The organism is Desulforhopalus sp. IMCC35007, assembly GCF_005116575.1.
GTDB lineage: Bacteria > Desulfobacterota > Desulfobulbia > Desulfobulbales > Desulfocapsaceae > Desulforhopalus_A.
In genome coordinates, this window is sequence record NZ_SWCN01000013.1 from 75,153 (window position 1) to 98,306 (window position 23,154).

The 23,154-nt window shown below is 46.2% G+C and carries 16 protein-coding genes; 5 read left to right on the top strand and 11 right to left on the bottom strand.

Translation table 11 applies throughout. The annotated features are described in order from the left end of the window. Nucleotides 1-41: 41 nt before the first annotated feature. The 4 genes from FCL48_RS14515 to FCL48_RS14530 form a co-directional block, all read right to left on the bottom strand. Complete coding sequence (locus FCL48_RS14515) at nucleotides 42-788, bottom strand: N-acyl homoserine lactonase family protein (RefSeq protein ID WP_136873009.1); 747 nt, start codon at nucleotides 786-788, stop codon at nucleotides 42-44. A gap of 428 nt (nucleotides 789-1,216) precedes the next feature. Beyond that, complete coding sequence (locus tag FCL48_RS14520) at nucleotides 1,217-1,645, bottom strand: hypothetical protein (RefSeq protein ID WP_136873010.1); 429 nt, start codon at nucleotides 1,643-1,645, stop codon at nucleotides 1,217-1,219. Between the two features lie 93 nt (nucleotides 1,646-1,738). Further along, nucleotides 1,739-6,151: a choice-of-anchor O protein gene (locus FCL48_RS14525; RefSeq protein WP_136873011.1), complete on the bottom strand. Its 4,413-nt coding sequence runs from the start codon at nucleotides 6,149-6,151 to the stop codon at nucleotides 1,739-1,741. A gap of 345 nt (nucleotides 6,152-6,496) precedes the next feature. After that, nucleotides 6,497-7,864: a PAS domain-containing protein gene (locus FCL48_RS14530; RefSeq protein WP_136873012.1), complete on the bottom strand. Its 1,368-nt coding sequence runs from the start codon at nucleotides 7,862-7,864 to the stop codon at nucleotides 6,497-6,499. Nucleotides 7,865-8,254: 390 nt separating this feature from the next. Between FCL48_RS14530 and FCL48_RS14535 the strand changes: the two genes are divergently transcribed. Then, nucleotides 8,255-8,515 carry a hypothetical protein gene (locus FCL48_RS14535; protein ID WP_136873013.1) on the top strand — a complete coding sequence of 87 codons (261 nt, stop codon included), beginning with the start codon at nucleotides 8,255-8,257 and terminating at the stop codon, nucleotides 8,513-8,515. Nucleotides 8,516-8,604: 89 nt separating this feature from the next. Here FCL48_RS14535 and FCL48_RS14540 read toward each other — a convergent pair whose 3' ends face one another. The 5 genes from FCL48_RS14540 to FCL48_RS14560 form a co-directional block, all read right to left on the bottom strand. Next, nucleotides 8,605-9,546: a glycerophosphodiester phosphodiesterase family protein gene (locus FCL48_RS14540; RefSeq protein ID WP_136873014.1), complete on the bottom strand. Its 942-nt coding sequence runs from the start codon at nucleotides 9,544-9,546 to the stop codon at nucleotides 8,605-8,607. Between the two features lie 14 nt (nucleotides 9,547-9,560). Then, nucleotides 9,561-10,841 carry a TRAP transporter large permease gene (locus FCL48_RS14545; RefSeq protein WP_136873015.1) on the bottom strand — a complete coding sequence of 427 codons (1,281 nt, stop codon included), beginning with the start codon at nucleotides 10,839-10,841 and terminating at the stop codon, nucleotides 9,561-9,563. Between the two features lie 67 nt (nucleotides 10,842-10,908). Then, nucleotides 10,909-11,394: a TRAP transporter small permease gene (locus FCL48_RS14550; RefSeq protein ID WP_136873016.1), complete on the bottom strand. Its 486-nt coding sequence runs from the start codon at nucleotides 11,392-11,394 to the stop codon at nucleotides 10,909-10,911. Nucleotides 11,395-11,449: 55 nt separating this feature from the next. Beyond that, the gene (locus FCL48_RS14555) at nucleotides 11,450-12,454 is read right to left on the bottom strand and encodes a C4-dicarboxylate TRAP transporter substrate-binding protein (protein WP_205747724.1); all 1,005 of its coding nucleotides are present in this window, start codon (nucleotides 12,452-12,454) and stop codon (nucleotides 11,450-11,452) included. A 65-nt stretch (nucleotides 12,455-12,519) separates the two neighbouring features. After that, on the bottom strand, nucleotides 12,520-13,560 hold the full coding sequence (locus FCL48_RS14560; RefSeq protein WP_169309233.1) for a LacI family DNA-binding transcriptional regulator: 1,041 nt from the start codon (nucleotides 13,558-13,560) through the stop codon (nucleotides 12,520-12,522). A 205-nt stretch (nucleotides 13,561-13,765) separates the two neighbouring features. Here FCL48_RS14560 and FCL48_RS14565 point away from each other — a divergent pair, with 205 nt between their 5' ends. Then, entirely contained in the window at nucleotides 13,766-15,052 is a 1,287-nt protein-coding gene (locus FCL48_RS14565; RefSeq protein ID WP_136873018.1) for an MBL fold metallo-hydrolase, read from the top strand. Between the two features lie 106 nt (nucleotides 15,053-15,158). On the opposite strand, the gene FCL48_RS14570 is transcribed toward FCL48_RS14565, so the two are convergent. After that, nucleotides 15,159-15,353 (bottom strand): hypothetical protein, encoded by a 195-nt coding sequence (locus FCL48_RS14570; protein ID WP_136873019.1) that lies wholly within the window; start codon nucleotides 15,351-15,353, stop codon nucleotides 15,159-15,161. A gap of 926 nt (nucleotides 15,354-16,279) precedes the next feature. Between FCL48_RS14570 and tyrS the strand changes: the two genes are divergently transcribed. Then, nucleotides 16,280-17,572 carry a tyrosine--tRNA ligase gene (gene tyrS, locus FCL48_RS14580; RefSeq protein ID WP_136873020.1) on the top strand — a complete coding sequence of 431 codons (1,293 nt, stop codon included), beginning with the start codon at nucleotides 16,280-16,282 and terminating at the stop codon, nucleotides 17,570-17,572. Nucleotides 17,573-17,626: 54 nt separating this feature from the next. Here tyrS and FCL48_RS14585 read toward each other — a convergent pair whose 3' ends face one another. Next, nucleotides 17,627-17,983 carry an MGMT family protein gene (locus FCL48_RS14585; protein WP_136873021.1) on the bottom strand — a complete coding sequence of 119 codons (357 nt, stop codon included), beginning with the start codon at nucleotides 17,981-17,983 and terminating at the stop codon, nucleotides 17,627-17,629. Between the two features lie 980 nt (nucleotides 17,984-18,963). Between FCL48_RS14585 and FCL48_RS14590 the strand changes: the two genes are divergently transcribed. After that, nucleotides 18,964-21,039 carry a PAS domain S-box protein gene (locus tag FCL48_RS14590; RefSeq protein ID WP_136873022.1) on the top strand — a complete coding sequence of 692 codons (2,076 nt, stop codon included), beginning with the start codon at nucleotides 18,964-18,966 and terminating at the stop codon, nucleotides 21,037-21,039. Between the two features lie 67 nt (nucleotides 21,040-21,106). Beyond that, nucleotides 21,107-22,804: a sigma-54-dependent Fis family transcriptional regulator gene (locus FCL48_RS14595; RefSeq protein WP_136873023.1), complete on the top strand. Its 1,698-nt coding sequence runs from the start codon at nucleotides 21,107-21,109 to the stop codon at nucleotides 22,802-22,804. Nucleotides 22,805-23,154 lie beyond the last annotated feature (350 nt).

A 23,154-nucleotide genomic window follows, 5' to 3' on the forward strand; every position in this document is an offset into this window, starting at 1 on the left:
TCTCACTTAAGCAAATATAAAGGCTTGCAAAGACAAATGGCTCAAGGGATAGACTCAACCGAGGCAAATGCCGGTTCATGCAGGGGTAGAAGGATGTCAGCCATCGCTTTGATTTGCAGCATGATATCGTAGGCCTCAAAGGAGTTGACCAGAGTGCCCGGAGGAATCACATCCATCTCCATGGCCCGGACTTCTTTGGGGGGCTCAAAGTTTTCCTGGATCACGCAAAAGCCGGTGATCACCGCCTTGCCTTTTTGGGTATCAATAACAACACTCATCCCGCCATCGGTATGCACCGGTGTATGTACACAACGAATCCCGGGTACGACCTGAGTGTCTTCTTTCATGATCTGAAGCTGGTCATTTTCTTCAACTTCCAGGATATAGTCCTCCAGATAGCGAAAATCCAGCGGATGCGGATTGTGGATACGTTTGAGTTCAAGCTCATGAACATAAACCTTCGCATTGGTGCATTTATAATCATTTTCACAATGATCATTATGCAGGTGGGTGTGGATGACGATATCTATGGCATCCGGAGTAAGGCCGAATCGGGCCAACCCCTCTTCAAAAGTATAGATTTTTCCACCAATTGATTTTTGCCTGGCTTCGGACTGGATGGGGCAGATCTCACCGGTATCAACGAGGATATTCTGGTTTCCGCCTTTGATATACCAACAATAGATAGGGATGGTATACGTCTCTCCCGCTCCGTGCTGGTAGGTCATCATGCTTTTGTCAAACACCTTTGTACCCACAACAATTGGATGGATCGTATATGTCGTCATTGCAGCTCCTCTTGCTTTATTCTATGGAGACGAGTGTTTACCCCTTCAAAAAGTTGGGCTAAACGGGACTAAAGGGTTTCCTAACGTGATTCACGTAGCTGAACTATCATAAACCTTAATCCCCGATACTAAAAGAACCATCTTGTATTAAATGTATAGTATAATAGATCATAAATATGCCTTAGCGCTCTACATTTATTCAGTGTAGCAGTGATTGAAAATTAATGGGTGTAATAGAAGACAGTTGTTTTTTTTCGGGCTATAGTGTGGGACGGGCTCTCTGGTGTATGGCTGAAAAACCATGTTTTTACAAACTAAGACTGAAAACCACGATTGATTGGCAAGATTCTGAGCGCAGGCGGAGTTTATTAAAGGTTGGGGGCGATTGACTTAGATATGAAACGAACGGAAGCCTCAGCTTTCTTTGGTTATCGTTTATTGTACAGAATACTGATATCTTGAACGTGCATATTTGATTTTATAATGAAATTATTTCCGTCTTCAGTAACAAGGGGTATATGGTAGATATTAAGGTCAAGGGCGTCATTGCAGCGCTTGCAGTGTGTACACATTGCATCGAGTCCGCTGGCTAAAACCTTTTTGGATTGGCAACAACTGCAGATACCGTTTTCTCCCATAAAATATTCGTAGCATCTACGATTGGCGCTGGGGCCAAATTTTTCTTCAACGGCCCGATTCGCATACACTATTGTATAGTTTTCATCGTGCATCCAGAAACATACCGGCAGTTCATCAAGAAGCGTGTTCAACGAAGCATCCTCTTCTCCCAATGTCCTGGGCCTGAATACTCGCGCCAGAATATCAGCGTAATCTCTTTGAACCTTTTTCTGTGACATAGCTTAAACCTCAAGGTAAACAAGGTTTTACTCGCAGGATTGGACGGCCTGGAAACCTCTCCAGGCCGTCCCTTCAGGCACTAATCGTTGTGATTAGTCTTCGTCACCGCCGCCGGAATCGCCAGTGTCGGAATCAGCATCTGAACCTGCTTCTACCGTCACTAACGTTGAATCGGTGCTATCCACTGTCACTGCAGCATCTTCCAGGAATACAGAAGGCATGATTCGGCGGAATACGATATCACTGCCTTCCTCTCCTTCATCCAGCCAGCTGGCATAGAACCGTGAGCCGTCCGGTGTCATGCGCAGTTGAACTTCACCCTGCTCCTGATCGCCTTTCGCCATCCATGGCCAGCCGGTTTTGATGTTTTCTGGATCTGTATTGGCGGTAAGTTCACCACCGTGCTTAACCCAGGTTTCCTCGTAATAGCTCTCACCCCTGTCAACTGAGACACTCCAGAAGAGATCCTGTGGGACCGGTTCCTCCTGCTCTCCGGTTTCAGGATCCTTTTTGGGGTTGGTAGATGTTCCATAGGCAACATAGAAAACATTTGCATCCTGCTGGTCTTCAGGGATACCTGTCCATTTGCCACCGGACTTGATCGTGCCTGGGACGGCTACAATACGCGGCTCGATTACCGACTCCTTGTGGTTCGGGAGTTGCGACAGGTTGCGCATTGCTTCAAACTCACCAGCAGCGTAGGGTGTGCACTCTTCAATCTTGGCACCAGCACTTTCCGTACCGCTCGGGTACGTCCAGGTTCGACAGTGCTCGACTCCGTTTCCGTCAGGATCGGTTATCCAGGTCTGACCACCATCAAATGACCGACGAATGTAGAAGTTGTAGTTATCGTTACCATTTCTGGCAGCGGCCCAGTTCGCGGTGTAGCTAAATCCCATCGTGACAAAGTCGCCACGGATGGCGCCGCGGTGGGCGCGGGCATCGTCGAAGGGGTTACCTTTCTCCCAGGTGCCGTCATAATCTTCCTTATTACCGGTCGGGTCGTTCAGGTTAGCCTCGGTCTGATCCCACTCGACAACCTTGACGGCCCCCCAGGGGTCGTCCTGCTCTGGCTCACCCTGGCTGGCAGTCGTGACCCTTGGAGTCACCGAACTCATATTCTGGACACCGTCGGCGTAGTAACCCTGGCCACTTTCTTCATCCACAACCCAATCACCGAGCAGACAGTAGACGCTGTAGGGGTTAATAAACTTGTCATCGGAAGCCTTGATGCTCAAACCGACAGTCGCGCCACTCGTGTTCTTGAAACTAACCTTCTTAGCACCAGCAGGAATAACCCACCGTCGCAGCAGGATATCCGAAGGACGGCCTGATCCCTCGGGACCTTGCTTATGGACCATTAACTGGGCAGTGCCACTCGCACCGAATGCGCCAATTCCCTGCGGGATGAAACGGCCGCGCCGGGCGTTCTCGTATGCCAGCTGGGGACGTCCTAAATAGTCCAGAATTTGCCCCCCTTCTTCGTCCACAAGATAAACAAGTTCCCCTGAGTCGATATAATTATCTTCGTCTACATCATCAAACTCAGGACGGTTAACGATACGACCGGCAGAAACCAGATCCGGGGTCTTGAAATCGAAACTGTGGTAGATCACATTCTTGCCCTCTTCAGGCAGATATGCGTCGTTACCTTCTCCGCTTCCGTCTTCCGGCTGTTCACCGGTTCCGACATCTTCCGGAGGTCCGGCGCCAGCGCCCTTGGTTTCCTCGTAGGTGATAATTGCCCAGGCACTGATGCCGATCGAATTATCCGCTTTGGTATAAGCGTACGGTTGCAGGAAGACGTTGCCACGTGACGCACCGGTGTCGCCATCGAGCAGACGGCCGTCTTCGGTAATAGCAACATATTTGGTTGCATCCTGATAGTTTTCAAACTGGTAAAATCCATTTTGGTTGATAGGGTTCTCAGTATCATTAGGTGCGCCACTGGCGTTATCGACATCGATCAATCCGGGGATCATGTACGCATAGGCATGGGTACCATCGGCAACATCAGACTGGGCGTCATCATTCATCTCCGGCGCATACCCTAAAGGATTATCCGGATTGTCAGTGGTAGGAAATCCGGTGGTCTCATCCAGTGCGACCATAATATTATCTGTATTGACAACATCATTGTCTGTCATGCGCACTGGCAGGGACATGGGCACCAGGGCCTTGGGCCGGTTTGACACCCATTCTTCATCCGTATCCACGTCTGCGTTATGCTCGACATCGCTGCCGGGAACAAAGTTCGTATCAACCTTGGTATGGTCCCCCCATGCAAGGTAACTGTACCAGATGTCGGTCTTATGGCTCGTTGTGGCGCCGCCCCAACCCGGTCCGGGACCGATTGCTTTGCCGGGCTTCACGCCATTGGGATCTTCCTGCCAGACCATGGCAAACCCGGCGCTTCCAGCCGCACCAACGAAAATCTGGTTGACGTCTCTACGACCGCTGGTGAGCCGCTCGGGTTTGAACCAGACAATATCACCGACAAAATCACCTACTCCAGCATTTACATCAGTTTGAGTGGCAATTATTCCACGACAGACCCACAATGCGGAATGAGGCACATCGAGTGCGGAAAAAGGCGTCTCGTCGGCATCGGTATAGCCATCTTCCGTGTAATCATGTGAGCGTTGCGGTCCGGCCACGCCCCAGATATCATTACCGACGAAGGATGGGTTAGTGTAAAGTGGTAGACCATTTTCATCAACAATATTGACACCATACTCGTCTTCAGCTTCTTCATTGATCGCATTACTATCTGCGTCATACAATTGTTCAGTCAAAAACTCTGATTCTACATAACCAGGCTTTCCCCCGCGTGCATATTTGCTTGACCAGGCTACGAGAATTTTATTCCCTTTCACCTGGAAAACCGGTTTTTTGCAGCCGCCGTAATATGGTTGACCATCGGCAGTCGTGAAAGAAGAGCGATCGGCCGTACGTGATAGATTCTTGCGCTTCCAGGTTGCTCCGTCATCTCTTGAGACCGCCGCATAGACGTCATGCTCACCTGTTATGGGATCTGCATCCGTATAGGTGACGATGAGTGGCTGGGCCTGAGTGCCGTCATAAGGTTTACCATTGGGATAGTTGACATCAGGGTAAGGAAGGACATTTCCGTCTTCATCAGTATATTCTATTGTAGCGGGTGTACCATCAGCCTTCATCGCTGGCAGCCAGACGGTTGCGGTGTTCATCTTGGCCTTTGCACTTGCCAGTTCCGGTGTTTTGGAGATGTTTTTGCGGAACATCGAGTTGTTGAGAGTGTCTTCGAGATGTGCCTTGGCATCTTCGACAGATTGCAACGTGAGTTGTACAGGTTCAGCATTAATTGCGGTTTGAATGATTATTCCCTGTACCTGTTCTTCATTTGTAAAATCAATCTCGGTCAGATTCTGATCGTTCATGGTTTGCTCAAATGCGGCCACTACCTCTGGAGTGATATTTATCCCACCCTTAGGATCGCCGTCAGCATCCAGACTTTGTAGCAGACGGGCCATGTTGAGGACGTCGCTGTCCTCTGTGTCAGAGATCGGAAAGATATCCAGAGGGGATATCTTGTGATCTGCAAGAGCAGAACCCAGATACATGGAACCAATGGAAATATCAACCGACTCCCCTGGGAAATAATCAAAGGCGGCATCTTCACCGGTTATGCCTTCGTATGTTGGTGTCTGCACTGAGAGACCTGCCACCGGCGAATCTATAAAATGGCCTCTCTCTGGATGGGCCATTTCATAACGGAACCAGTATCCCCAGCGGCCTCCATCAAAGGAGACCACTTCCTCTGTTTCTTCGACAACCCAGGACTTCTTTGCTTTCTGATGTTGAACCTTTGCAACCTTGTTGCCCTTACCAACCCACTTTATGGTAAGTACCTCGTCGGATATAACCTCACCATCTGTATCAGCAACAACTTCGTCCGTGATGAGATCCTCTATTGCTTCCGCTTCAGGTTCGTCAGACCAGACGATCAACTCGGGTACGGCCCAGGCCCCGGTTTCGGCAAGCACTTTGCCCTGATCGTCAATTTTTACCAGGGAAAGAAAGATTGCCACCCCTTGTGTGCGCAAATCAGCCCACGGTGTACCCCAGTGAAAACCAAGATCTTCTTCCAGGTTAAGAACCAGGGTTCGACGAAAGATATGATCATCAAGATTGACTTCATTGGTATAAGGAGTCGAAAAAGTGTCCTTATAAGCAAAGTGTCCTATCTTGGGATTACCTGTAGGGGTTAAAGGCGGTGTATAGTCTTCTCCGCCACCGAGGTCAATGTGGTATGCTGTTATTCGCCAGCCGTCTGCCGGGTCCAGCTGAATATGGAGTTTGTCGCGGGAGTTCCAGATGCCGCCATCTCCAACATCAGCATGGTCCCTGCCTGCAAAAATCTTCAGGCCAATCCTGCCCGGACCGTAGCCCTCACTGGCAAGGGCACTGCCACTGCATAGCAGCAGAGTGATAAAGCCAATAGCCAATAGCCGTAATTTTGCCATATCCTTTCCTCCTTTTGTTAATGAACGTTCGTCATTGAACACTTTTTGGAAAACTGTTACAGGCCAATAATCACTTGCAGCCAAAGACTTCCCTCGTAAATTTATTAAACGAAAGAGAGGTTTTGCCTCGGGTAACAGTCTGCCACCCCTTCTACCTATTTTTACTGATATAATGGATTAATCAATGGGGTATAAAACGGTATAGAGTGGATAGGTTGTGTATCCATTATGGGAGATGTATATATCCAGAATGCGGGACAAATGAAGAAAGTGGGTATGACAGTCATGTTGACTATAACACTGACTCTGGATGGATGGAACAGGACAAAAATGGAGTTGAGCTTTTCAGGAAAAGGAGCTGAGATATACTTGGAGATTTATTCCTTGCTGTGAAATACCGAGTTTTTTCCTGATACTCTTTCGATGGATACTGATAGTACCAGGTGAGAGATGCATGACCTCCGCTATCTCCTTGGTACTTTTGCCATGTTTTACAAAGTTGGCAACCTGAAACTCGGTCGGTGTAAGCTTGTTCATCAGGCTGGAGCCTGCCGGGGTAATTTGAGCTGTTAAGTCTTGTAGATTTGCGGTGAGTGTATCAAGCACTATTCTTTGTTGAACACTCAATCGGGATTGTTGGAGTTTCTCCAGGTAGGGGACTATATATTTTTCGATTTTCTCTGCTATGGTTTGTTCAATTTTGTATTTGTCTTTGCCCATTTTTTTCAGCAGAACTTTCAAGGCGACATGCACATCTTGTATTTCATTCGTCTTTTTTGCAACATTGTCTTCAAGAGTGTCTTTTATAGCCTGCAGTTCCAATTCATTTTCTTTATTTTTTGTGATTTCTGTATGGGTTCCGACTATTCGAAGTGGTTGACCTGTACCACTTCTTTCCACAACTTTTCCGCGGGAAAGGAACCATTGCCAACCGCCTGACCTATTGCGAAGTCGAACTTCAACTTCATATCTTCTCGTCAGTCCTTCAAGATGTGCTTCTATTGCTCTGATATACTTGAGGTTATCGTCAGGATGGAGCAACTTGTGCCAGGAAAGCATGTCCTGTTTTACATCCTGTTTTGTATAGCCAAGAATGTGATGCCAATTGTCACCAAAATATTCTTCATCCGATAACAGATTTTTATCCCATACTCCATCTGACGACGCTTCGAGCGCAAGGCGTAAACGTTCTTCGCTTTCCCTGACGAGTTCAGCATTTCGTTTTTGTGTGGTAATATCTCTGTTGCTCGCTCTTCTCCCCAAAAAGTGCCCTTCAGAGTTATATACAGGCTGACAACTGTGAGCAATCCACCGCAGGGAACCGGTTGAGGGCATAATTCTAAACTCTATATGGCTGGTCGCCTCGGAAGTATTGCAACTGCATTCCCTGTGCGCTGCAAACATGGGTCTGTCGTCAGGATGAACAATCGATAAAAAAAGCTCGGGATTGTTAAAGAAATCTTTGGGGCAGTACCCCGTCAGCCTTTCACAAGATGGAGAATTATAGAGCAGTTTAGTTTCGGGGCTTAACCAGTATTCCCAGTGATAGGTATAATCGGCGACGGTTTTAAATTTCTGTTCACTTTCTTTTAACCGGAGGATGGCCTGACCATGTTCTTCGAGAACTTTTTTGAGTTGCCGTTTGACAAGATGCAATTCAGAGCTTGCTTTGTCTTGATTGGTGAGCACATCTTTGCTGTTATCAATGCCCATTTGGTTTTGTCCGGAAACTTCCACAGTTTCTTTCCCCAGTTATCGATAGAACCTGTTTGGGACAACAATATAAGTTTGCAGGTTGTCCAACCAATTCGAGTTAGGCCACAAAACAACTTTATCAAAAGCATGAAACATGCCAGAAGACAATTAATGTTTTCTTAGGATGTAAGGGGAAATTCTATTTCCTTGTTTTTGTAGTTAATTTCAGGGACTAGTGGGGGAACATTTTTCAACGACATAAAATGAAATGAAGCAATAGAGATTTTATATATGCTAACTTAAAATAACTATTACTGACAGCCGAAACCTATTCCGGAAAACAGAAATATTCTGGTTTTATGTTATTCTTGGAATGTAGGACGATATTTTATAAATAGAAAAATTGGTGTGGAAAGGTTTTTTACGTATTCCGTGTTCATTGCGCCATATTGCATAAAGCCTTATGGCGCAATTCTTCTCAATAATTCTACTTTGAGTTTTGGTGCGTTGAGTATCTATACAATAATGCCAATCAATACCTTAGCTAAACTTGGGGCTTTTTATGAGTATCTTCTGGCTGGTTTCAGTAATATCATGGCTGAAATAAGTGTGAGCTACAACAGTTTAGCTGGCAGCAACTTAGAAAGTGAAAAGATCATTGATCCTTGAACATGAGGCAGATTGCCTGCGACACTGAGTTCTAGTAAGACGTACCATCTGGCTATGCTATCGGATTAATAATTGTTTTGCCACACTCCTTAGATCATTTGTCCTTCAAGTAAGCGTACAGAATCACTATAGTAATCGGTGAAGACGCCATCCACGCCCATTTCAACAACCTCCCGCAGCTCGTCTGGAGAATTCACCGTATAAAGCAGTACCTTTAGACCTTTTTGGTGGGCCTTATCAACAAACTGAGATGTAACTGTACGATACCAGAGATTTACAGACACCGCTTTCATTTCGCAGGCCGTATCCAGCAGTTCATCGGTATAGTACTGACCGGTCAGACACCGCTCAATCTCATCGGCCAGAAATGAACGGACCCGGGAGTCTGGGCATTCACGGTCGAGAAGTTGAAGGTTTTCGGCAAGATTGGAGTAGTGGGGAATCATATACTGTTCACGCCCATAGGCAAAGACACGTTCGAAATAGCATTCAGCCTCTGGTCCTGCCTGTTGAAGGAGTTCTCTGCGGCGTATGGCACCATCCAGTAGAGCTATTTGAATGGTCGGGCAGACGCTGCGGATCTTGTTAAGCTCCTCCCAGTTAAAGGAACTTATCAAAAAATCAGCATGGAGAAGCTTTGCGGATGTGACATAGTCGTTAATGAGTTCTCCGGTTTTTTTCCCAGTATTCTCACCCTTGAGTTCAAGATGGATTGCAGGTCTGGTTTCTGCTGCCTGCGAAGCAAAAAAATCCAGAACCTCAGTTAAAAAAGGGATACGGTCATGGCCTTGTGCTGTATCCCCGGCGTAAAGGCTTTTCAGGGTCTTTGAGTCAGTGCTGGAGACTTCACCCTTTCCCGTTGAGACTTCTTCGAGGTTGAGGTTATGGATTACAACCAGTTGTCCGTCAGCACATAACTGTACATCAAATTCAATGGCAGGAACGCCTTCGTCTGTAACTTTTGCAAAAGCGCGAATGGTATTTTGATTGTATCCGGGATAGTGGCATCCACGATGTCCGATGAGTAGCATTTAATTCTCCGAATTTACAGGATATTAGGTAAAAACATTACGACTCCAGGCATATAGGTAACCACGAGGAGCACCAGAAGCAATGCAACAATGAATGGCCATATTTCGAGAACAAACTCTCCGACCCTCACCCCTGTTATCGAGCAGGTGGTGAACATCATAGAACCAAATGGCGGTGTTATTCCGCCGATCATAATATTGACAATCATGATCAGGCCAAAGTGGATAAGGTCAATGTTCATGGCTTTGACAAGTGGCACCAGAAGAGGTGCAACGATAATCAAAAGAGCCCCACCCTCAAGGAACATCCCAAGCACCAGAAGCAGGACATTGATCACCATCAGGATGATCCATGGAGAGTCCGAAATAGCCAGGATACTCTTGGTCAGCAGGTGAGGGATCCGTTCCCAGCTCATGTATTGGCCAAAGACAGATGCGGCAATAATGATCAACATGACTGAGCTTGTTGCAAGCACGGTATTTTTCAGGATTATGGGAACGTGTTTCCACTTCAGCTCTTTATAGAAAAAGACCCCGATAATGATACAGAAAAGTACAGCCATAGCGCCGGCTTCTGTGGGAGTGAATATGCCAAAACGAATACCAAAGATAATGCCAAAAGGCAGGAGCAGGCCCCAGATCGACTCTTTTAATTGTTTGAAAATTTCTTTTGCCGGTGCTCTTTTGTCCCGTGATGGCTGGTAGTTTCTCTTGGCGGCGATGAGATGGACGGTGAGCATCAGGGCGCAACACATAAGAATTCCAGGCGTATAACCACCGATGAACATTTTTGCCACCGATACCTGGGCAATCAGAGCGTAGATGATAAGGTTGATACCAGGTGGAATAACCGGGGCGATGGCTGAAGATGCTGCAGTGATAGCCGTTGAAAAGGCAGCGCTATACCCCCGTTGCGTCATCTGAGGGACCAGAATCTTCGATTGCATGGCCGCATCGGCATTGGCCGAGCCTGAGATACCACCCATCAGGGTTGAGAGCAGGACATTGACCTGGGCCAGTCCTCCCCGCAGATGGCCTGTGAGTACGTCGGCCATTTTCATGAGATTTGAACTTATCCCGGAGTAGTTCATGATTTCGCCCGCCATTATAAAAAATGGTACAGCCAGAAGCGGAAACGAGGAAGCAGAAGTGATAAACTTCTGCAGGATAAGATCTGGAGGCGTTCCCGCATCACCAAAGGTGAAATAGGCAAGGGTCGCTGCCAAAAGAGCAAAAGCTATTGGAATACTGGTGAAGTAGAGCACCATTACGATAATTATGGGAAAAGTTGACATAGCTTTGTTTTCGAGGGGTTGCCACACCTTTTGGCAGGGTGTGAATGATTATGACTTTTTCTTATTGTTAACTTTTTTGCAAACCAAAGAGTTTACGGAGGTCCTGATAAAGAAAATTCAGTGCGTACAGGGTGATGAGGGTAAAACCGACGCTTAAGGCTGAATTGACATATATTGCAGGAATATCCAGAACAGGAGTCCGTTTTAAGCTGTTGGCCTGAATAAATTGGTAACTGAGATAGACGATATAGCCGTTAATGCCCAGCATAAGACCATCTATTATCACCGCAATGAGCGTGCGTAATGATGGCGGCCCAAAACGGGTAATGAAATCGATACCAATATGCATTTTATAGCGGTAGGCGGCAGCGGAACCGATAAAGACACTCCAGATAAAGGAGGCGGTAGACACTTCCTCAGCCCAGAATAAGCCGCCATGAAAAGCGTAGCGCAGTGTTACATTGACGATGACGACAGCCACTGTGATGCAGAGGAAAAAACCGCTGAGGTACAGGTCGAGATTACAGAAATGTTGTTTAGTTGTAGTAGACATTGCTCACACAGGAGGTGCACGGAAACTCGTTGGTTCCGTGCACCATTGAATCATTTTATCTCATGCTGTCAAGCTCTGAGAAGATCGTTTTGAAAACGCCTGGAGTCATACCTGGCTGCTCAATGTACAGTGGGGCCAGAGCGCTGCGGAAGGCGTCGCCATCAACATCGTTGAACTTCACCCCGTAGGACTCAAGTTCTTTCACAACGCCGCCGTGCTGAGATTTGAGAAGCTCAACCATGTCGTTTGCGCCTTTGGAGAATTCATCTTGAATAATTGCCTGATATTCTGCAGGAATTGAATCCCAGACCTTGGTGGAGATATAGACACCACAGGTGCCGAGGATGTGGTGAGTATTGGCAACATTCTTAGTTGGGCCTTCATACACTTTGGTGCCGATGTTGGTGAACTCAGAACCTTCAAGCCCATCCACAACGCCCTGCTGCACAGCAGACAGGGTTTCACCCCATGGCAGTGGAGTAGCAACCGCACCCATGGCAGTCAGGGTGTCGATGTAGGATTTAGAACCAGGGGTTCTGATCTTCATACCTTTTAAATCATCAGGGGTGGTGATGACTTTCTGGGTAATGAGATTTCTGAAGCCATAGATATAATCAAGGGCGAGAATCTTGATGCCCTGAGCTTCAGCCTTGGCCTTCATATCAGCTACGAGCTGGGTTTGGGTAAGTTTAACATATTCATCAAAACTGCGATACAGCATTGGTGCGTAGAGTGCTTTGAAATCGGGAACATAGTCACCTATGAAAGATGGATCTTCAACCGAGATAAAGTTGGCACCACGGACGACCTGCTCAACACCTTCCTTGTACGCAGGCAGCTGTGCCTGTGGAAAGGTCTGGATGGTGATAGCTCCACCCGTTTTTTCCAGAATAGACGCTGCTACAGCATCCATTGACTTGGTCAACTGTTCGGCTGGGCTGAACACGTGGCTCAGTTTCAACGTCAATTTGAAGTCTTCGCTCTGGGCGGCCATACTCTGGGTGCCCAAAGACAGGAGCAAACCTGCACAAAGGACGGAAAGAGTTTTTTTGATGGTCATAATGCTCTCCTTGTAAAAGTGATTTGTCTTTTCGTTATGGTTGCCGCAACATTTACGGCCACCTGTTATTGATTCTTGTTGATCCTGCTTTGATGACTGCTTGTGTGAGGGATCGCGGTCGTCGATTCCCGTACAATCAGGTTCGTTTCCATCATGTCCTGCAGCGGTTTGCCAGGGCTTTCTATCAGCTGAAAAAGCACTTCCGCTGCACGACGACCCATTTCATAGGCGGGCTGGTGGACCGTTGTGAGTGCTGGCACCATATACGAGGCCGTTTGCATATCATCAAAACCGACGATGGATAAATCAGCGGGCAGCGTAAGTCCCATGTCCCTTGCCCCTTTAAGTGCCCCCAGCGCTATATAATCATTTGAGCAGAAAACTGCGGTGGGAGGAGAGGGCAGGCAGAGTAATTTTTTTATGGAGGCTTCCCCACCTGACAGGGAATAGTCTGTCTGGACAAGAAGTTCTTTGCTGTACGTAAGCCCACTGTCTCTGAGGCAGCCCTTGTAGCCGTGCCAGCGATGGTAGCTCCTGTCAGTCATGGAAAAATTACCTGCGACCATGCCTATACGCTTATGGCCCAGATTTACCAAATGTTCGGTGGCCAGATAGCCGCCCTTGTAGTTGTCGATACCAACGGCTGAAAATGGGCCGCCCTTGACTGTACTAAAGAGGAGGACGAATGGAAATTTCTCATCAACCAGGTTTTTAAGGACATTACCCTTGAGGTTGGTGGTGGTGATGATGAGGCCGTCGATCTGACTTTCGCGCAGTACTTTTACCAGGTTTTCTTCCTGGGAATACTTGTAGTAGGAGTTGCCGAGTATGACCCTGGTATTTTTTTTATCGGCGTGTTCCTGGACGCCCATGGTGGATTCTGCGAAAACAGGATTGTTGATGTTCGGAATGATCAGACCGATTGTATTTGAGCGCTTGGTGACGAAGCCACGGGCGAGGGAGTTATATTTGTAGCTGCACTTCTCCATTGCCTGAAGGACTTTGTTTCTGGTATTTTCGCGCACGGATTCGGGCATATTGATGACCCTTGACACCGTAGCCGTCGATACCCCTGCAAGTCGTGCAACATCAAGAATAGTACTCACTGAACTCCTCCACATGTAAACGCTTACATTTCTATAACAGTGGAGTTTGTATCGTGTCAATAATTTTGTTGATTTTGAATTTAATTATTAATATAGCGTTAAAAATAAATTATTATTTCTTTATGGCATCATCGATATGTCGTAATTTGAATGGGCTAATATAACTAAAAATGTAAACATATACATTTTTTCATGGGATGTATGAATGAGTCGCAGTCGATTAACAACTCTTACAGAACGGGTTCAGCGAATAGGGTATTGTGGGCTGTATGTCGACCTCGTTACGACGAGTCAAGGTACGGTACGTGTCGGCAGTATGCCTGATATTGCAAAGTTTCTGGAGGAACATGGTTTTCGTGAGGAGATTGTTGTGGTGCCGGACTGGGAAGTGTCTCTCGCAGGAGACAATCGAACCGGTGAGGAGTTTATTCTCTGGCAGGCGCAGATTCGAGGTGGTCTTTGTAAAGAATATGTTGGGCAAAGAAATAACCTGGATCAGCTCCACCACCATCTGGACCGCATCTTCCCCTACTTTTTCGATGATAAACGTCTCGCAATAGTCAGGAAAAATTGGCTCGGTAACTGGTTTGGGCCAAGACCTGCCGAACCTCAATATAAAAAAGGAGCGGTGGAAGTACGGTGCGACAAAGATAATATCCTCATCACTGATGAGGGGAAGGGTGTTTACGACAAACGGGCCTTAATTCCATCCACCAACTCAGACGATGATATTGAATCCCTGCTCGGAACCATCCCCCGAGACAGGATGGCGAGGGATGGTCTGGAGATAACCCCTGTCGGTTGTGGGAATGGTTTCAGTGGGACGGTGGCCAACAGTCTGATTCGTTTTGGTCAGTATGTCATCTGGATTGATCCCTGTGGCTATCCAGCACACACCCTGGCTCGACATAATATTCATTGGGACGACATTACCCATTTTCTCTTCACCCATAATCACGAAGACCATGTTCAGGGCCTTACAGCATGCCTACAACGTGCCCGAAAAAAAGGGAGACGGCTCAACCTGTTGGTTGCAGACAGTGTGTTTCGAATCCTTGTTGACCTTTACTCCCCGTTGTTTCCGGATATACAAGACCTTGTGAACGTTCAGCTTTTGATTCCGGGAACTCCAATCAGTCTTGGTCCGGTGCAGATAGAAAGCCGCTGGAATCACCATATCCTGCCGTATGGAACTGTTGGTCTGAGGATATCTGCTGCTGGCAGATGTTTTGGTTACTCAGGAGATACGAAGTATGATGAGGCTATCAATGCTGTTTTAAACAGAGAAGAGCTGACAGCCAGCTGGTTTGCTCCCTGCGATCTTGTTTTTCATGAGATCGAATTTGATAATCCAAACAGTGTACACAGCCATTGGAAACAGGTAGAGTTATTGCAGAAGGCTGTTTCTGGCAAAGTTCTTGGCTATCACACCGCTTTTTTAGAGAACAGCCCGTTTGAGCTGGTCAAAGAAGGACACCGCTACCTGGTGTAAGATCGCTTTATAGTATGGAGTGTAGCGCGCCGGGAAGATAAATATAGCACTTCAGTATCGGATCAGGTGGCTGTTTTCCTGTCTCGAAGGGAGGAAGCAACAATTCTTATGCTGCTGTTTTCCCGGAATATCCCTGGTCAAGTACAAGGCGGGCGCTCATGCCGCAATGCGGACATATTTTTCCTGATTCAGATCCCTCGCAACTGGTGCAATATTTTTTAAAGCAGCGACAGCATCGGTAGAGCACATTGTTCTCTATTTCTTTATCGCAGATGGGACATTTTCCTGGTTGAGTATCCATGGTTGGTTTTCCCTCGTATTTGCACTGCTGGCATATGTAAAGTGTCGATGGTGGCCATCCTAGTTCATCCCCAGGCGATTGGCAATATTTCTCTTACATTTGAAGCAATTACCCTATTGCGGTGTCAGTTGGCAGAAAAGGTCTGCCTGTGTTGGGAAAAGGCAGAATTACCTGCGCACCCATTTATTGTACCGGTTCATGGAAACATCTGGCTTGCCAAGTTTGCAGAGAGGTTTTACGTTGCCAGCAGTTCGTTGAATCCTTATCAGTAAACGAGAAGACAAGTCAAAAGTGTTCCCAGATGTTACGAAAAAATAATTGTTTTCTGACATCTGGGCGGCGAAATATTTGATAGAGTTGCTGTCGTTGAGTGTTTGAATCGTGTTTGAGATAAGATAGCCTACAGGATAGGTCGTAGGTGGATGAACATAATAATTTGAATAAGGAGTTTCCCGTGAGTGATGGAATACCAATTGTAGATAACCTCTGTACAAACCCGGAAAATCACAAAACCCATCTCTGTGAACTGAAGTCGCTTAAAAAGATGGCTCAGGTTGAGAAATTGTCTGCAAACCCTAAATATATTTGTGGAAATTGTGGAAACCTTTCAAATAAAGAGGGTGCCCTCTGTGCCCCTGGCCCGTATCAGAAATAGCCCTGCTTGCAATTCATCTGTAGATATCAAAAATATCTGAGGCCAAAATGGCCTCAGATACTCCATTTTTTCTAAAGAAAACTTTGTGAAAACCTATCGGGGATGGAGCTTCTTGACCATTTAATCCTGATAGGTAAAGATGGGCAGGACAAAACTGCGCTCACATGGTAAAAGAGTAGTCCATATCGAATTCAATCTCATTTTTTCTAAGAGATATATGAAAAAGACGGCTCAACTACTACCCCAAACACATTACCTAAATAACTGAAAGATGAATTTTGTCGAAGAACTCACATGGCGCGGTATGATCCACGACATCATGCCTGGAACGGAAGAGCAGCTCAAAAAAGAAATGACTTCTGCATATATCGGCATAGACCCGACCGCAGACTCACTGCATATCGGGCATCTGGTAAGTGTGATGATGCTCAAGCATTTTCAGATTTCCGGACATAAGCCCATAGCCCTTGTCGGAGGCGCAACGGGAATGATCGGCGATCCATCGGGAAAATCGGCAGAGCGTAACCTTCTCGACGAGAAAACCCTTCGCCATAACGAGGATTGTTTAAAGAGGCAGCTCGCTAAATTCCTCGATTTTGAATCAGACGCAGCCAATGCCGCCGAACTGGTCAACAATTATGACTGGATGAAAGACTTCAGCTTTTTAGATTTTATCCGGGACATCGGCAAGCATATTACCGTCAATTATATGATGGCCAAGGATAGTGTCAAAAAACGTTTAAGTGATGATGCCAAGACAGGCATGTCCTTTACCGAATTTTCTTATCAGCTCGTTCAGGGAACCGACTTTCTTCACCTGTACCGGGAGAAAAACTGCAGACTGCAGATGGGCGGATCCGACCAGTGGGGAAACATCGTAACCGGCACAGAACTTATCCGCCGCAAAGAAAGTGGTGAGGCTTTCGCCCTTACCTGCCCGCTTATTACCAAAGCAGATGGTGGAAAATTCGGAAAAACAGAAAGCGGTAATATCTGGCTTGATCCAAAGCTGACCACACCCTATAAATTCTATCAGTTCTGGCTCAATGTCTCCGATGCCGATGCTGAGAAGTATATCAAAATATTCACCCTCCTTGGCAAGGAAGAAATTGCTGAGCTGATAAAAGAACAGGAAGCCGCACCGCACCTTCGACCCTTGCAGAAACGCTTGGCAAAAGAGGTAACCTGCATGGTTCACAACGAAGAAGAATACGACAAGGCCGTGGAGGCCTCAGAGATTCTTTTTGGTAATGCCACAACCGAAAGCCTTGCAAAACTCGATAAAGAGACGTTTCTGGCGGTATTTGAAGGGGTGCCAACCTTTGAAATCGATCATGCGAAGCTGGATGCCGGAGTGCCAATTATTGAATTACTTGCAGCTGAAACAACAGTCTTCCCAAGTAAAGGTGAGGCGCGCCGTACCATTAAAGGAAACGGACTCAGTCTGAACAAAGCAAAAGTCACGGATCAGGAATACCTGGTCACTGCCTCTGATCTGATCAACGGAACTTATCTGCTGTTGCAAAAAGGCAAGAAAAGCTACTTTGTTATCGAAGCTGTATAGCCTTGTAGGTGTATGACGCTTTATAAGAAAGCTGCGCCACTGCGTGGCTTTCTTTTAGCCTGAAAAGTCTCTTGTTCCATCACCAGGCTCCCCTGCAACTCTTCCCCGCCAAAGATAAAGATCAAGGTCGATCCTTCCTTTGGCGTCAAATGTAACACCCTCGTCTTCAAGCAGCATTCTTTGCTCCTCATATCCCTGCATAGGTTTCAAAGAGATACGTCCCTCCCGGTTTACCACACGGTGCCAGGGCAGTTGTTCTTTGCCGGAACAGGCGTGAAGAATTCGGGCAACCTGCCGGGCCGCTTGAGGACTGCCAGCCATGAAGGCAATTCCGCCATAGGTTGCAACAAACCCCCGAGGGATAGCGCGGATTATCTCAATTACTGTATTGCTGAATTCCTGTCTGGCCATTGTTGAATGTGCAAGTATTATCTTTGTACCTGAATTTTGCAATTGAGCAGTCCGACGGGGATGCACGGCAGCGAAGCTGGAGACGTATAAATATACTTCAAGGCTTCGGCAACAAAGCAGATTCGGTGGAATTGTCACTCCCGAAGGGTAGCAAATAACAGAAAAATAACACTCATGAAAAATGAGTTTCTAAAAATCATTATGATGAATGCAACATCTTGTTTTGCAATGGTAAATCATTTTTTCTGTACTTTGTGTATGCAAAATTCAGGTGTTAATGGATCAATGTGTGTATTAAAAGGAGGTCTTTCTCTTACATCTTGGCATGCAGGGTAAATAAAAACAACTTTCGATGATTGTAGATTGAAAAAAGTTAATTCATTTTTTCAACACCCCGAATAAAAAAATTCCGGAAATGTGTAAAATGTTTCACTGCCCTTCTGGTTGTTGAGAATACATGTAATATAAGGCTTGCGATGAAGCTTGAGTCATGGAATGGTGGATGAGTGGTCGGCTAGCCGGAAAATTTAACGTGCTTACAAAGCCCATAGTCGCGGCATTAAGGACTGCCCTGTAACTAATTACCGTAAATTCTTGATAACAATAAGAATAATCTCTGTTAGAGCACGGTTGAAGTGAGAAAGTTAATACGCTGTAGCTTAAGGTGGAAACCGTCGTTTTTGAAATTAAATATCAGGTTGATAACGCACTGATGTTTCACTAAACATCAAGGTCCAGGCATCATTTTATAACAAGTTTCTCATTATTGTCGAGGCCCCTAATTGTGCGACCTGAAAGATGAGAGGGGATGCTTACATTATTCGAGAGGTCTGATTTTTGCAAGAAGAGGACTCATTGCGGGGAAGTGGGAAAATAAACACGCTTGTTTGCGCAAAAATCATTGTGCAAAGTTACGAGAGTTTTGACTTTTTACCCCAAAAAGAGTTTTGCGGCAAAAGAATTTTTCCGAGGAATTGGAAATGCAAGTCAAATGGAAAAACGCTCCCAATAGAAGGTTCAACCACCTTGGGTGGGCAGGTGCTGTTTTCATTATCCTCTATTGGATAGCAGAATCGGCTATTCACAGTTATTTTTTTGGTGGAGGACAATTTCTTTCTCATCTCATTTCTCCCGATGGTCACGAGCTTTGGATGCGCTTCATTGTTGTAGCAATTCTGATCATTTTCAGCTCATATGGCCAAAATATCATCAACCGTCTCAGGCAAACGGAGTTGGCGCTTATAGAACGAGAGAAAGAGGCGCAGGGAATTCTAGAAAATAATCCTGCAGCCATTATCTTGATCGACAGCAAATCCCGAACAATCAGCTACGCCAATCATAACGCCGTAAACTTGATCGGCTCGCCCCTGAAAAGACTACAGAGTAAGATCTGCCATAATTACCTGTGCAATTCGCTGAAAGGGGAGTGCCCTGTCCTGGATATGGGGCAGAAGATTGACATCTCTGAGCGTCAACTCATCACTGCTGATAAGAAGATTATTCCCATCCTCAAAAGTGCGACTGAGGTTCAGTATCTAGGGAAACCACACCTACTGGAGGCTTTCTTTGATATCACTGAACAAAAAAGAATGGAACAGGCAATACGTCATGCTCATGCCGAATTACACCAGATTTTTCAGACAGCTACGGTTGGTATGCGTCTGATCGATAGCAACTTCAATATCTTAAAAGTTAACCAGACCTTCGCTGATTTGGCAGGCGTTGATCCTGAAGATGCGATCGGTAAAAAATGTTTCGATATCTTTGCCGGTAACATGTGCTACCACGAGAACTGTCCTCTCCAGCAGGTCCTTGATGGCAGGGAGTTGGCTAATTATGAGGTAATTAAAATTCGATCAGACAGCTCCATGCTCATCTGTGATCTCTCGTTCTCAACATTCGAGGGGGGCGATGGCGCGATCCGAATCGTCGAGGCTTTCAAGGATATTACTAAGATCAAGAGCATTCAGAGGGAGCTCCAGTTCGAACGGGATAAACTGCACAGCATCCTCTTTCACCAGATGGAGAGCGTTGGTATCATCAATGATAGGTATCAACTGGAATATAAAAATGAGGTGTTGAAAAAAAGTGCCAGTGCAACAGATTCCTGCCTTTGCTATGAAGTATTTCGCAACATGTCCCAACCCTGCGAGGAATGCTTTATGCAAAAGGCTCTCTCATCTTCCACAGTCGAGCGTTTTGAATTTGACACCTCATCAGGAAAAAGCTTCCAGCATACCTACACGCCATTTATCGATAACAATAATGGGCGCAAGGTTGTGGTTTCACGACTTGACGTCTCCGAGCAAAAGGCTTCTTTGGCTATGGCAATCAGCTCAGAACGCCTTGCAGCTCTTGGCGAACTGGCAGCCGGAGTCGCTCATGAAATAAATAATCCTATAAACGGTATCATCAACTATGCCCAGATACTGGTAAATAAAACCAGGAAGGAAGACCCACTCAATGCAATCGCCAGTCGAATCATAGGTGAAGGAGACCGGATCGCAGGAATTGTTGCCAGTCTACTGTCTTTTTCTCGACGAGAGGGTGAGAAAAAGAGCCTGGTCAGCATCAGAGACCTTCTTAAGGAGGCGCTAATATTGACCGATGCGCAGCTGAGAAAAGACGGCATTGTAACGTCTGTCAAAGTGGATGACAACCTGCTGCCAGTTACAGCTATTGGCCAGGAAATTGAGCAGGTTTTTCTCAATATTATTAACAACAGTCGCTATGCACTTAATGAAAGATTCTCTCACGGTGAAGACCTTAAACGACTGGATATTGATGTAACCGTCGTTTCCAGGGAAGAGGGGAGTGTCGTCAGAACTTGTTTCACCGATTATGGGATAGGAATACCAGCTGACCAGCTTGACAAGGTCGTCAACCCCTTTTTTTCCACAAAACCAAAAGGTAAAGGTACTGGGCTTGGTCTGACTATCAGTCATAGAATCATTGAAAATCATGAAGGTACCCTCATTATCGACAGTATTGTTGATGATTATACCAGGGTGACGGTTGAGCTTCCAGCCAATATGGCATCACTTCAGCCTAGATGAGAGATGCGCCATTTTCCAGGCTGTGGTCTGAGATTATTTTAATAACTTCTAGGATAAAGGGATCGTTATGCCTATGAAAATTTTGGTTGTTGATGATGAAGAAAGTATTCGTTTTACCTTTCGATCCTTTCTAACAGAAGAAGGGTATGAGATTGTTACAGCCAAAAATTATGAGGAAGCTGTAACCTTTCTGGCAGAGACTACGTTTGACCTGTTATTCATCGATATCATTATGGAGGGCAAGACCGGCATAGATTTACTGCGAACCGTTAAAAAAGGAAACCCCAATGCTCAGGTGATTATTATAACCGGGGCTCCAAGTGTTGATACTGCGGCAGAGGCTCTCAGGCACGGCGCACAGGACTACCTGGTCAAACCGGTTCGCCAGGGCGACCTCCTTAGGGTTGCAAGATTCGCATTTCGGCAAAAACAGTTGTCTGATGAGAAAGACCGTTGTCGTTCCAATATGGAAGCAATATTTAAAAATGTCAGAGACGGCATTATTACAGTAAATGCGCAGATGGGTGTGGTCGATCTCAATGACGCAGCTATGCGGCTTTGCGGTTTTAAAAAAGAAGACCTGATCAGTGGGTCTCTGGAGACAATGATTAGCGGCTGTGGTGGAGCCTGTGTGGACGTGGCCAAGGAGATCCTCTCCACCCGAAAAGCAGTAGAACTGCGCCATGTTGAGTGCCACCTGCAAAATAAGAATAAACAGATAGTCAGCATCAGCGGGTCTCCTCTTATTGACCATATGGATCGATTTACCGGTTGTGTCATGGTTGTCCGCGATGAAACCCGACTGTTCCACCTGGAACAAAATATTAAGGACAATCGAGTATTTGATCCATTGGTTGGCGTCAGCATGCAGATGCAGAAAATAAAAAAAACAATAAAGGAACTGGCAGATGTGCAGACCACCGTGTTGATCATTGGTGAAAGCGGCACAGGAAAAGAACTGATCGTCGAGGCCATACATGCAGCAGGTGATCGTCGTGACGGCCCGCTGGTAAAGGTCAACTGTGGGGCTCTAGCCGACTCTATTCTGGAAAGTGAACTTTTTGGTCATGTTCAGGGGGCCTTTACCGGCGCAGTAAACGATAAGATTGGCAGGTTCCAGCTGGCCGATGGTGGCATCATTTTCCTGGACGAGATTGGAGATATTTCGGCGAAGATGCAGCTGCAGCTCCTCCGGGTCATTGAAACCATGTCTTTTGAACGAGTGGGTAGTTCCATTGCAGATCAGGTAGACGTCCGTGTCGTTGCTGCGACCAATCGTGACCTGGCAGAGGCCGTTGACTATGGTTCCTTCCGCAAGGATTTGTATTACAGGTTAAATGTGGTCCAACTCAAGATTCCCCCACTCAGGGAGCGTAAAGATGATCTTCCCCTGCTGACCAATCATATGATTGAAAAATTTAACCGTAAATTCGGTAAAAAAATTAAGGCGATTTCTTCGGATATTGAGAAACTCTTCAGTCTACACTCATGGCCGGGGAATGTCCGTGAACTTGAAAATACCCTGGAGCATGCTTTCATTCTCTGCAATCAGAATGTGATTACAGTCTCTCATCTCCCGCTTGAATTCCAGAACCAGTCCAAGGCGGTTAACAACTATAAACTTCTTGACGAGGACAGCGAAGCTCAATCCATTGAGGAGGCCTTGGAAAAAACCGGAGGTAACAAGGCTAAAGCTGCACGGTTGCTGAGTATGAGTCGCCGAACGATTTATCGCAAGATCGATAAGTATAATATAGACGGTTGAGATTTTTTCCCGTGTATCCCCCCACTTCCTCCGTATTCACTTTTTCAACATGTAGTAGAAAATAAATCAAAAATCTCCTCTCTACCACGATAAATGGCACACTATGTCATGACACACACCTGTGTCATGGCACATGTTCGCTGGCCCCCTGGCATGCCTTGCCTAAGAATTCCAGTATATAAAATTTGGGATTAATATTAGTGCTTTTCCCCCTTGCGGCTCCTGGATGTGAGAGGAGGGAGTTTGCTTGGCATGACTATTGGAAGAGCAAGTACAAGTTCCTGTATTCGGTGCGAGAACAAAAATCAAAGGGAAATCAATCCACTCAACATATTTTTTTAAAAAAGGAG

Coding starts and splice junctions, on each gene's coding strand:
- FCL48_RS14515 (WP_136873009.1), bottom strand. CDS start 788: ATGACGACATATACGATCCATCCAATTGTTGTGGGTACAAAGGTGTTT.
- FCL48_RS14520 (WP_136873010.1), bottom strand. CDS start 1,645: ATGTCACAGAAAAAGGTTCAAAGAGATTACGCTGATATTCTGGCGCGA.
- FCL48_RS14525 (WP_136873011.1), bottom strand. CDS start 6,151: ATGGCAAAATTACGGCTATTGGCTATTGGCTTTATCACTCTGCTGCTA.
- FCL48_RS14530 (WP_136873012.1), bottom strand. CDS start 7,864: ATGGGCATTGATAACAGCAAAGATGTGCTCACCAATCAAGACAAAGCA.
- FCL48_RS14540 (WP_136873014.1), bottom strand. CDS start 9,546: ATGCTACTCATCGGACATCGTGGATGCCACTATCCCGGATACAATCAA.
- FCL48_RS14545 (WP_136873015.1), bottom strand. CDS start 10,841: ATGTCAACTTTTCCCATAATTATCGTAATGGTGCTCTACTTCACCAGT.
- FCL48_RS14550 (WP_136873016.1), bottom strand. CDS start 11,394: ATGTCTACTACAACTAAACAACATTTCTGTAATCTCGACCTGTACCTC.
- FCL48_RS14555 (WP_205747724.1), bottom strand. CDS start 12,454: ATGACCATCAAAAAAACTCTTTCCGTCCTTTGTGCAGGTTTGCTCCTG.
- FCL48_RS14565 (WP_136873018.1), top strand. CDS start 13,766: ATGAGTCGCAGTCGATTAACAACTCTTACAGAACGGGTTCAGCGAATA.
- FCL48_RS14570 (WP_136873019.1), bottom strand. CDS start 15,353: ATGGATACTCAACCAGGAAAATGTCCCATCTGCGATAAAGAAATAGAG.
- tyrS (WP_136873020.1), top strand. CDS start 16,280: ATGAATTTTGTCGAAGAACTCACATGGCGCGGTATGATCCACGACATC.
- FCL48_RS14585 (WP_136873021.1), bottom strand. CDS start 17,983: ATGGCCAGACAGGAATTCAGCAATACAGTAATTGAGATAATCCGCGCT.
- FCL48_RS14590 (WP_136873022.1), top strand. CDS start 18,964: ATGCAAGTCAAATGGAAAAACGCTCCCAATAGAAGGTTCAACCACCTT.
- FCL48_RS14595 (WP_136873023.1), top strand. CDS start 21,107: ATGCCTATGAAAATTTTGGTTGTTGATGATGAAGAAAGTATTCGTTTT.